Annotated in this window: 7 protein-coding genes and 1 pseudogene; 4 read left to right on the top strand and 4 right to left on the bottom strand. The window is 59.4% G+C overall.

All coding sequences use genetic code 11. The features are described from left to right. Positions 1–186: pseudogene (locus AB4061_RS40095) on the bottom strand (hypothetical protein); the annotation flags it as partial. A 354-nt stretch (positions 187–540) separates the two neighbouring features. Here AB4061_RS40095 and AB4061_RS40090 point away from each other — a divergent pair. After that, positions 541–1,086, top strand: coding sequence for a hypothetical protein (locus AB4061_RS40090; RefSeq protein WP_441641591.1), 546 nt, complete (start codon positions 541–543; stop codon positions 1,084–1,086). 52 nt (positions 1,087–1,138) lie between these two features. Beyond that, positions 1,139–1,465: a hypothetical protein gene (locus tag AB4061_RS40085; protein WP_441641590.1), complete on the top strand. Its 327-nt coding sequence runs from the start codon at positions 1,139–1,141 to the stop codon at positions 1,463–1,465. Between the two features lie 160 nt (positions 1,466–1,625). Here AB4061_RS40085 and AB4061_RS40080 read toward each other — a convergent pair whose 3' ends face one another. Together AB4061_RS40080 and AB4061_RS40075 are read right to left on the bottom strand one after the other, a co-directional pair. Continuing rightward, positions 1,626–1,784 (bottom strand): high-potential iron-sulfur protein, encoded by a 159-nt coding sequence (locus tag AB4061_RS40080; RefSeq protein ID WP_441641592.1) that lies wholly within the window; start codon positions 1,782–1,784, stop codon positions 1,626–1,628. A gap of 152 nt (positions 1,785–1,936) precedes the next feature. Beyond that, positions 1,937–3,292, bottom strand: a complete 1,356-nt coding sequence (locus AB4061_RS40075) for a cytochrome C (RefSeq protein ID WP_441641589.1) — start codon at positions 3,290–3,292, stop codon at positions 1,937–1,939. Positions 3,293–3,551: 259 nt separating this feature from the next. On the opposite strand from AB4061_RS40075, the gene AB4061_RS40070 reads away from it, so the two are divergent. Continuing rightward, positions 3,552–4,196, top strand: coding sequence for a lytic transglycosylase domain-containing protein (locus AB4061_RS40070; protein ID WP_441641588.1), 645 nt, complete (start codon positions 3,552–3,554; stop codon positions 4,194–4,196). 79 nt (positions 4,197–4,275) lie between these two features. On the opposite strand, the gene AB4061_RS40065 is transcribed toward AB4061_RS40070, so the two are convergent. After that, positions 4,276–5,133, bottom strand: a complete 858-nt coding sequence (locus AB4061_RS40065) for a peptidylprolyl isomerase (RefSeq protein WP_441641587.1) — start codon at positions 5,131–5,133, stop codon at positions 4,276–4,278. A gap of 345 nt (positions 5,134–5,478) precedes the next feature. On the opposite strand from AB4061_RS40065, the gene AB4061_RS40060 reads away from it, so the two are divergent. Then, on the top strand, positions 5,479–5,772 hold the full coding sequence (locus AB4061_RS40060; RefSeq protein WP_441641586.1) for a hypothetical protein: 294 nt from the start codon (positions 5,479–5,481) through the stop codon (positions 5,770–5,772). The last annotated feature ends 883 nt before the right edge of the window (positions 5,773–6,655 follow it).

Here is a 6,655-nt window from a genome sequence, read left to right as displayed (position 1 = left end):
GTTGGTGAAGGCGTCGGTTGCGCGGAAGTCGTAGCCGTACTTGTCGGCGGGCACCGAGGTGCGGAATTCATAGCCGTACTTGTCGCCGGCAAGGGTGTCCTTGGCGGAAGCGGCCTGGGCGGCGCCGATGGCGGCGAGCGACAACACGAGGGTGGAAGCGAGCTTGAGGGCGAAGGTCTTGGTCATGATGTTCTCCAGTATCTTAAAATTCGTTGAATTTCATTGATTGTTCGCTGCGACTGCCAGAACGTTGCTTTGTTTATGCGCGCCGTCCATGTAACGAACTATAGGAGAGCCATCGATGCGTTAGACTAGTCTTATCCGGATTGTTTATTCAGAATTTTTGAACTAGCGTCTGCGGCATCAGGTGGCTGGCAGCGCTCAACGCTCAGCGCTGACGGCCCCGGCTCGCAAGCCGGATCTCCGGATCTCCGGGTTTCCGGCTCCCGCATTTTCCAAGGCGCCCGGCCGCGTGTTGCCCTGGATAGCCTGCATGGCGCGGCCGGGCCGCACCTGACGTCTCTCGATCCCGAGCATTTCGTGGAAAACGACCTTCCGCGCTTGAGCCAGAGAAAATACGCGGCGTGTGGCGAAGAGAGCGTTGTATTCAAAATCGAGGAGCACCGTGGCTACACGCTCGAACACGTTGGCGCATTTGGCAAGCCGCAGACGTTTTACCCCGCGAAGTCACTGTGGCTTACCTTGGAGGATCTCCAGGTCGTCCCAGAACTAGAGCCAGCCGGAGGCGCAACGCAATCGACGCTTGCTACCTACATCCACGGGACCGCGCGCTTCGACGATTGTCGCGTGTCCATCATGGGTGAATCCGAGAGCGGCACGCGTACGGTCCAGATCTCCTTCGCCGCTCGCGAAATCGGCGTGGCAGACCAGCAAGGCCTTCGCGAATGGCAAGAAGCGCTTGGCATTGCCTTCTCCAACGCGCCGCTTGGCACAGCAAGGTTTGGCTACAACCGCCCTGACCGCGAGATGCAGGAACCGGATCAGTGGTGGGCGTCGTGCCACGTGCCAGAAAGCAGCCTGCAAGCGCTTTGCAAGCGCTTTGCAAGCGCTTTGCGAGGGCGTTGAGAGCGGCCGGCTCACCGCCGTCAAGGTCGGGCTATGCCTGCGCAATGTTTACATGTCCGACCAGGGTATGGCTGCGCTGCCTGGGGAGGCATGCTTGTTCCTCAGGCCCGGCAAGAGCGATATCACCGTGGAGTCGCCGGAAATCGCAAGCGGATATGTTGTTCATCTCTCGCTGGATCTTGCGAAAGTCAGCTTGCGCCGGCTCGAAGAAGAACAGGGTTCGCACGAGGTGCCGTCGCTTCAAGAGCCGATAAACCCCACCGAGGCAGATGCCATTGGCGTACTGGTGGAGAAGCTCGGCAAGCTGGTCGCAAGCTTGAAATGGCTGGCGGCGCTTGTCGCTCTCCTGGTTATCGTTTTTGCATTGAAAAGCCGATGATCGAGAGCGTGTCGCATATTGCGTAATGGCTCAAGAAAAGCAGCCGATGTCCAGGCTCTACGGCTTGAGGAGCGGCGTCACCTGCGTCTCAAGCCGCAGCAGATCGATGGTTGGCTCCCCGTGGCACTCCCGGAAGGCAGCCTTGCTCCGGGATGCGGACTCAGCGGCGCGAAAACGCCATGCACCACCCGTGAGGACTGATAAGGCCCTCCAGAATCTTGCAGGTGCCAGTTTCGGAATCCGGTGCTGTCGAGGGCCTGAACGAAGTACAGTCGGAGCACGATTTCCCATCCTTAGGGCTCTCCTGGTAGTGGAGCATCCCCTTCGTCGCGGAAGCGGCCTTGGCGGCAGGTGAGTGAATCGCGATCGGAATCAGAGCAATGGATCCGAGCATGATGGTGCCGCGACGAAGCAAGTTTCGGCGGGACAACGGTATGACTTTTTTCACGGTGTTTCCTCCCTGATACGGGCTCAGAACATGAACCACGCATAGAAGAACAGCGTGTTGTTATCCGCTGCGCGTCTGAGCGTCGAATCGTAGTTCGAGTGGCTACCATTGAACTTGGTATAGCCCGTATATTGAAGACCAAATCGGACGTTCATTTGCGGGTCAAAGGCAAACTTGAATTTCGGCCAATAGTTCAGCTCGACGAGATAGCCCGTCGTATCCGGCTTGCCTGTTGTCGTGCCAAATCTGGCGAAATCGGCGTCGCCCGTCACCTTGAATGCACCGGCGGTAATGCCATAGGTGCGGTCGAACAGATAGGTGATCTTCGCTCGGGTCGAACGCAGGCTCGAGCTGGGATTGTCATTGCTCCCGTTGGGAAAGCCGGATCGCCAGTCGGTTTTTTCGTGGATCATGGCGGCCTGTGCGCTGATGATGTGGCGATCATCCTTGCTGAAGAACTGGTATTGGGCATCGAAACCAAGATCGCGAAACCGGTCCGCGGGTGTTCCGCCGCTGTCCGGCACTTCGACCGAGGCAATGGTTCCAAAGTGGCCGATCATGAAGTTCTGGTGTTCATTGCCGATGGTATAAGCGATTCGCCAGTACGGATTGGCGCCAGATAGTGAAACCCTTTGACTATCCGGGGTGCCCGCGCGCAAGACAGAGAGTGCTCCTTTTGCCGTTTGGTATGAGGTCGCCTCAAGGTACAGGGAATCCAGCACGTGCGCATAGGCGCCAATCCCCGCAACCCGGGCACCAGACTCCAGGAACGTTGATGTGCCACGGCCCGGGGCCGCGATGCTCGGGCTCCAGTACGGAAAGCTCCAGGCCGGTGCCGTATTGAAAACGTCCTGAACGGTGGGATTGTTGTGCAATGTCAGGCCGATAATCGTTGGCTTTTCTTCCGACCCAAACAATTTCACGACACGTAGATCCGTATTGTCGAGCGCACTGTGCCCGGAGAACGTCTGGTTATCCGTGGTGCTGACGTTGTTGTAGGTCCACTGGATGAAAGCACCGGCGTTGTCCGTGATCTTCCCGCCGGAGAACAGGCTGATGGCTTCCGCAACAAACTCGTTGTTCTTGCCGAAGAGCTTATCGCCGGTCGATTTGTCGGTGTTGTCGTTGATGGAGTTGCGCGAGAAGACCGCCATCAGCGCTAGCGGCACCTTCTCGCGTTCACCCAGCGTGTATCCGCCAAGCTTGAATTTCCGCCCGAACGGTGTCAGCTCAGGATAGATCGTGTGACAGGACGCGCAATTCAGGCCGGTTTGCCTGGCAAAAAGCGGATTGGCTTCTGTCCGCGGAAGGAAGCCAAAATTGACGATCAGCCAAAGCGCAAGCACGGCGCTTCTAATCACAGCACAGAGGGTCTTCATTGCGGCTCTCCCGTCGGCCTTCCGCTCGGCTTCAGTCTTACAGAAAACTCTAGGTCAGCCGTGCGCAGTCGTTAAGGGGGAGATCTACTCCTGCTCGCTTGGGTGCATCTACCATTGGCTCGGGATAGTGCGCATCGCTAGCGCCGCCCTCGGGCGGGGCGCAATGGGATACGATGGTTTGTCCCACCGCAGCAGTAGGGAACCAACCCATGCCGCATCGCGTTGCTCATCCGCACAATGCAGTCTGGGGGATATCCAGATGCGTGCTCGCGTGTTGCCGCCTTTGCTGAGAGCTGGCTTTCTCATTGCGTCCTTCGCGCTGGGCCTGGCTTGCCCGCGCGTGGCAAAGGCTCAGATATTCGGCGCCGTCGGTGCCGATGGATCGATCACCCTGACAGACAGACCGGGCAATCCGGCGCTGCACCTGGTTGTCACCTCTAGCGAGCCGGCAGCGCGGGGTGCAAGAAAGGACAATGCCGCCGCCGCTTCCGCGACGATGGATTCCGCTCAGTATGCCGAGATCATTGCCGAGGCGAGCCGCGATGCCCGGGTGCCACCGGCGCTGATAACGGCGGTGATCGTGGTCGAATCCGGATACAACCCGAACGCGGTGTCCAAGAAGGGAGCGCGGGGCCTGATGCAGTTGATGCCGGAGACTGCCAGGCGGTTCTCCGCGGGCAACATACTCAATCCCCGCGACAACGTGTTGGCCGGCGCCAAATACCTGCGCTTTCTCCTGGATCTGTTCAGAGACGATGTTGAGCTGGCACTGGCGGCGTACAACGCGGGAGAGAATGCGGTGATCCGGGCGGGCTATCACATCCCGGCGTATGCGGAAACACAAAGCTACGTGCCGATGGTGATGGCGCACTACCGGCGCTTGAGCGGTAGCAGGAGCCCATAGGCGCCGGGTGCGCGCGCATGACGCTCGGGGCGTTTGATAACCCCGCCTCCCGTCAGCCGGCAGGAGGCGCCTGCCGTCACTACTGCTGAATCGCCGCGCGTTGCATCTGGGCATTGATGAACCCAGCGCTCGCGTTCTTTAGCGCGAGCACTTGCAGCTGCTGGCGAATGGCGCCCTTCATCTGATCGAATGCCGGCACCTGGGTCGCCCGCTTGGCCTCCAGCTTGACAATCACGCGAACGTTATCGACGGCAATCGGCGCGGGCGTAACGCCGCCGGCGGATAGTTGCGTCACGGCCTGCGCGACCGCCAACGGCACACCTTGCGTCTTTCCCTCGGCCGCCGGCGTCTTGAAACTGACCCATGGCATTTCACCACCGTCTTCCTTGCTCGCAGCAATGCTGTACTCGCGCACGAGCGCGTCGAAGGCCGCACCTGAACGCAATCGTTCAAGCACTTTCGCTGCCGTAGCATCGTCAGCCACGGAGAGAATCCGCAACTTGTACTCCTCGTTGCCCATCGAGCCAACGATCTCGTTGTAGCGCGCGCTGACTTGTGCGTCGGTGATCGGCTCGGGATGGATGTTGTCCCGCAAGTAGAGTTCTGTCTCCGCAGCAGCCTTGGTGGCATTGACCGCTTCCTGTACCGACGGCTTCAAGCCGTAGTTCTGTTTTTCGGCGCCCTGGCGTAAGACCTCGCGGGCAATGAGCTCCTGCTTGAACAGCCGGCGCAGCTCGGGCGTATCCGGCTGACGCGCCGCGCGCATGGCATCGCCGAGCCGCGCTAGCGGAATCGCCACGCCATTCACGATCGCCAACGTGTCCGTTGGCAAGCTGCCGTTGTCCTTGCTGGTGGCCTGCTGGGCGAAAACGGGCGCTGCCTGGCCAAGCGCAAAGGCGATGGAAACGGCGATGAAGGTCAAGGCGTTCGTTTTCATTTGCATCTCCCGGTTGCGTGTCGTCAAAGGGATGGCAGCGACACGCCGCGGCGCTTGATTCCTCCTGGCCTTTGCATTTTGTTGGTGGCCGGCCACGCTTGCCATGGGTCAACACCCTACAGATGAGGTAGGGCTACTCACCAAGGAGCCGCATCGTACAGGCGATGAATGATGGGGGCGTGATCCGCACCGCCTTGCATTGGGGGATCTTGCCCATGCCTTTTGGCGTGGATTACCACTTTTCTTGTTACCCGCTTGGCCGAGCATAGTGGTAGAACCCCGGGACTGGCGTCGCCTCGCCCCAGGATGTCCCGGGCCGTTATTGAATCGCTGAGGGAGACCATCATGAACAAGTTCACCGCCGCCGCACTTGCCTGCAGCCTGGCGTTCACAGCCGCCGGCGTTCTTGCCGCCGATGACACGGTTAGCGACATCGCCATCAAAAGCCTGATGAATCATGAAGTCACGGCCCAGGAAGGGGCCCAGAGCGATGCGCAGAACTACAGTGGCATGGCTGTGGAGCCGATGAAGGACGAACCGGCGAGCCCCGACAGCATGAACGAGCAGCAGATGAAAGACGAGCCGATGAGCCAAGATAGCGTGGCCGACGATGGCGCAAAGAACCCCACGGAGCAGTAATCCGGATGGTTGATGGCGAGGCGCCTGCGCAGGTTGCCCAGGTCGTGCCGGTATTCCGGCCTGGCCTTGAGCTGGTCATTACGGCAGGCCTTTCTCCCATGGTACAAGCGGATCGCCCGGGCCTTCAGGGACGGCTGGCCCGGTGCGTCTAGTGCCCTGGCGCGTACCATTGCCTGCCGCACAGCGTGCCGGGTTTCCACGACATGACGTTATTGTATTAAAGGTAATGCATTGATCTTGTGTTTGAATGGGTTGTACCAAATACAGCCCTAATCCATCTGGGTGGTGTCTCTCCGTGAATTTAGTTCCTAGCCTTGTATTACAGGAAATTACGAAACGCGAAGACCAGCCGGGAGAGGTCATGATGAGCAAGCGCCGGGAGGGCTGCACCGACCTGCTGCGATATCTCCATGCCAGCGGAATCGCGCCGAAGCCATCTCCATCTGGCCACCAGGCGTTGTGGGAGCGGCTCCTCGTCGGGGCCCTCGATTCCGCGTGGGTGCTGGCCGGCCAATGCTCCGCATGCGTACCACAGCGGCAGCCTAAGGCGTGCCTGCATCACTCAGATCCCGCGCATGGCGAGAATGATCGCGTGACGAAGAACAGTTTCGTGCCCAGTCCCCCGGCGGGCACCTTTTTCATGCCGGCGGCACTTATGGCTGCACATTGTTTCGATCCATGCTTTATGGGAGATTATCGTTAATTCTATTCAATCTCAGCAATGAATAGGCGCTGTTCAGGTTAAGCGTGGATAGCTGCTAGACTTTGGTCGTTGATATGACGAGAGCAGTCGATGAACGCCCGCCAGTTCAAGAGATTCCTGGAGTCGGTGACCAAGCTCACCGCCGGCCAGTTGGAGCAGGTACGAAGACGAAGCGCGCTT

Origin of the sequence: Cupriavidus sp. YAF13 (genome assembly GCF_052113425.1) — a bacterium.
GTDB lineage: Bacteria > Pseudomonadota > Gammaproteobacteria > Burkholderiales > Burkholderiaceae > Cupriavidus.
This window is presented reverse-complemented; position numbering and strand designations above follow the sequence as displayed.

Coding starts and splice junctions, on each gene's coding strand:
- AB4061_RS40080 (WP_441641592.1), bottom strand. CDS start 1,784: ATGCTCCACTACCAGGAGAGCCCTAAGGATGGGAAATCGTGCTCCGAC.
- AB4061_RS40060 (WP_441641586.1), top strand. CDS start 5,479: ATGAACAAGTTCACCGCCGCCGCACTTGCCTGCAGCCTGGCGTTCACA.
- AB4061_RS40085 (WP_441641590.1), top strand. CDS start 1,139: ATGTCCGACCAGGGTATGGCTGCGCTGCCTGGGGAGGCATGCTTGTTC.
- AB4061_RS40070 (WP_441641588.1), top strand. CDS start 3,552: ATGCGTGCTCGCGTGTTGCCGCCTTTGCTGAGAGCTGGCTTTCTCATT.
- AB4061_RS40075 (WP_441641589.1), bottom strand. CDS start 3,292: ATGAAGACCCTCTGTGCTGTGATTAGAAGCGCCGTGCTTGCGCTTTGG.
- AB4061_RS40065 (WP_441641587.1), bottom strand. CDS start 5,133: ATGAAAACGAACGCCTTGACCTTCATCGCCGTTTCCATCGCCTTTGCG.